Annotated in this window: 2 protein-coding genes; both read right to left on the bottom strand. The window is 66.3% G+C overall.

What is annotated here, in order from left to right:
* Positions 1–3,005 (bottom strand): amino acid adenylation domain-containing protein (locus B4I46_RS14695; RefSeq protein WP_286900724.1); only part of this gene is annotated, 3,005 nt, incomplete at its 3' end.
* On the bottom strand, positions 3,002–3,258 hold a 257-nt coding region (locus B4I46_RS14690), incomplete at its 5' end, for a phosphopantetheine-binding protein (protein ID WP_286900721.1). The genes B4I46_RS14690 and B4I46_RS14695, both read right to left, overlap by 4 nt.

Genomic DNA, 3,258 nt, shown 5'->3' with positions numbered 1-3,258 from the left:
TTGCGGTCGAGCTTGCCATTGGGCATCAGCGGCAACGCATCAAGCCACAGCAGGTGCGTGGGCACCATGTATTCCGGCAGGCGGACCTTGAGATGCTCGCGCAGGCTGGCCAGTTGCTCGGGATTGGCTGCCAGCCCGTCGCTGGCCACCAGATAGGCCGCCAGTTGCCTGCCGTGGGGGCCATCGACAGCCAGCACCACCGCTTCGCGCACCGCCGGATGCTGGTGCAGGCTGGCCTCGATTTCACCCAGCTCGATGCGCAGGCCACGGATCTTCACCTGGTGGTCGGCGCGCCCGAGGTACTCGATCACCCCATCGGCGCGATAGCGTGTCATGTCACCGCTGCGGTACAGGCGCGCACCGCCCTGGGAACTGGTGTCGAACGGATCCGGCACAAAACGCTCGGCCGTCAGCGCCGGCTGGTTGAGGTAGCCACGCGCCAGCGAATCACCGCCGATGTACAGCTCGCCCCTGGCAAACGGCGTCACACCCAGCGCATCGCTCAGCACATGCAGGCGCACGTTGGCCACGGCGCGGCCGATGGGTACCGTGCCCGCCTGCAGCTGCGCCGACAGCACGTGGAAGGTGCTGTCGATGGTGGCTTCCGTGGGGCCGTACAGGTTGACCAGTTGCCCGCCCCAGCCGGCTCGAACCTGCTCGCTCAACGCGGCGGACAACGCTTCGCCGCCCATCGCCAGCAACCGTACCGAGTCCATCTGGCCCGCGCCGCGATCCGGCAGCAAGGCATGCAGCAATGACGGCGCCAACTGCAGGATGCTGATGCGCTGCTCGCTCACCTGCTGCCAGAACCGCTGCGGATCCAGCACCAGCCCCGGCTCGGCCACCACCAGTTGCGCGCCGCCGATCAATGCCAGCCAGAACTCCCACACCGAGGCGTCGAAGCTGAAGGCGGTCTTCTGCAGCACGCGGTCTTCAGGCTGCACGGCAAAGGCCTGCTGCATCCAGTGCATGTGATTGGCCAGCCCGCCATGGCGCACGGCCACACCCTTGGGCTTGCCGGTGGAGCCCGAGGTGTAGATCACGTAGGCCAGGTGGTCCGGCTGCATGTGAAGCTGCGGCGCGCCGAGCTCGCAGCCGGCCAGCCAGGCAGCGCCCGGCTCCAGCATCAGGCGCTCGACAGCACTGCTGGCGGGCAACTGCACCGTCGGCTGGGTCAGCAGCAGGCCGATGCCACTGTCCTGGATCATGTAGGCCAGGCGCTCCTGCGGATAATCCGGGTCCAGCGGCACATAGGCGCCACCGGCCTTGAGGATACCCAGCAGGCCCACCACCATTTCCAGGCTGCGCTCCAGCGCCAGCCCCACCAGTACATCCGGCCCTACCCCGCGCTCGCGCAGTCGGTGTGCCAGCTGGTTGGCGCGCTGGTCGAGCTGCCGGTAGCTCAGCGTCTGCCCGGCAAACAGCACGGCGGGGGCGTCAGGGGTGCGCTGCGCCTGGGCGGCGATCAGCTCATGCACACAGCGCTCGCGGTCAAACCCCGCCTCGGTGCGGTTCCAGGCCTGCACCTGCTGTTGCTCCTGAGCATCCAGCAACGCCAGGTCGGCGATGCGCTTCTGCGGCTGCGCGACAACGTCTTGCAGCAACTGGCGCCAATGGCTGGCCAGACGCTGGATGGTCGATGCGTCGAACAACGCGGTGGCGTAGTTCAGCGAGGCGCCGATGCCCTGTTCGGTTTCGACCGTTTCCAGGGTCAGATCGAACTGGGCGCTGTGCTGCTCCCACTCCAGGCCTTCGACCGTCAGGCCCGGCAGGCTGTGACGCGCGTTCCTGCCCTGGGTCTGGTGGTTGTACATCACCTGGAACAACGGGCTGTGGCTGAGGCTGCGCTGCGGGTGCAGCGCCTCCACCAGTTGCTCGAACGGCAGGTCCTGATGCGCCTGCGCCGCCAGTGCGGTGCGCTGTACCTGGTGCAGCAGCGCCTGGAAGGTGGTGTCCAGATCGAACTCGGCCTTGAGCACCTGGGTGTTGACGAAGAAGCCGATCAGGCGCTCGGTCTCCACCCGGTTGCGGTTGGCAATCGGCACACCGACGCGAATCTCGGGCTGACCCGAGTAGCGGTGCAGCAACGCCTGGAAACTGGCCAACAGCAGCATGAACAAGGTCACACCCTGCTCCCTGGCCAGGCCTTTGAGGGCACCGGCCAGGCTGGGCTCCAGTTCGATTGCCAGGCTCGCGCCCGCCTGGCTCTGGATGGCCGGACGCGGCCGGTCGAGGGGCAGTTCGAGCACCGCCGGGTCGCCACCCAGTTGCTCGGTCCAGTATCCCAGCTGGCGCGTCTGCTCCCCCGCCTCCATCCAGTGGCGCTGCCAGATTGCGTAGTCGGCATACTGGATAGGCAGTGCCGGCAGCTGTACCGGCTGGCCCAGGCGATAGCCTTCGTAGAACCGGATCAGTTCCTCGACCATCACCGGCATCGACCAGCCATCGGAGACGATATGGTGCAGGGTCAGTACCAGCACATGGTCATCGTCACCCAGCTTCAGCAGCTTGACCCGCAGCAACGGGCCGCTTTCCAGGTCGAACGGGCGCCGGGTCTCGGTTTCCACCCATTGCCTGATCAGCGCCTGGCGGTCTGCACCCGCCGGCACCTGAACCGCATCGACGTGCAATGCGAACGGTGCCGCAGCATGAATCACCTGCAAGGCCTGACCGTCAGCATGGCTGAAGGTGGTACGCAAGGTCTCGTGGCGTGCCACCAGGGCCTCGAAACTGCGGCGCAGCGCCTCCACATCCAGCGCACCCTTCAGGCGCAGCGCCGTCGGCACGTTGTAGGCGGCGCCCTGTGGCTCCAGCTGCCACAGAAACCACTGGCGCTGCTGCGCATAGGACAGGCGCAGTTCATCGAACAGCGCCTTGACCGCCGGAATCGGCAGGTTGGCGGCACTGATGCCCTCGGCCTGCATGCGTTCCCAGTAAACCTTGCGCTTGTCCGGCGCCAGCATGACGAAACGCTTGGCGACGCTCTTGGCGGTATCGGTGTTCATTGAGCATCCTCCAGGTCTTCGGCAAACAGGTCCAGGCGTCGTAACGTATCTTCGAAATCCACACTATTTCCTTGGTCCAGCTGCTCGCAGAACGCGGCCAGAACGGGGTATTGGAAGAGCACCTGCGGCTCCACCTTGAGACCGAGCGACAACTGCAGGCGCGACAGCACCGACAGCACCAGCAGCGAGTGCCCGCCCAGCTCGAAGAAGTTGTCGGTCAGGCCCACCTGTTCCACCTGCAGCACCTGCGCCC

It is taken from the genome of Pseudomonas sp. UBA7500, from assembly GCF_002478435.1.
GTDB classification, from domain to species: domain Bacteria; phylum Pseudomonadota; class Gammaproteobacteria; order Pseudomonadales; family Pseudomonadaceae; genus Aquipseudomonas; species Aquipseudomonas palmensis.
Note: the sequence above shows the minus strand (reverse complement) of the source record. Positions and strands in the feature narration are given on the sequence as shown.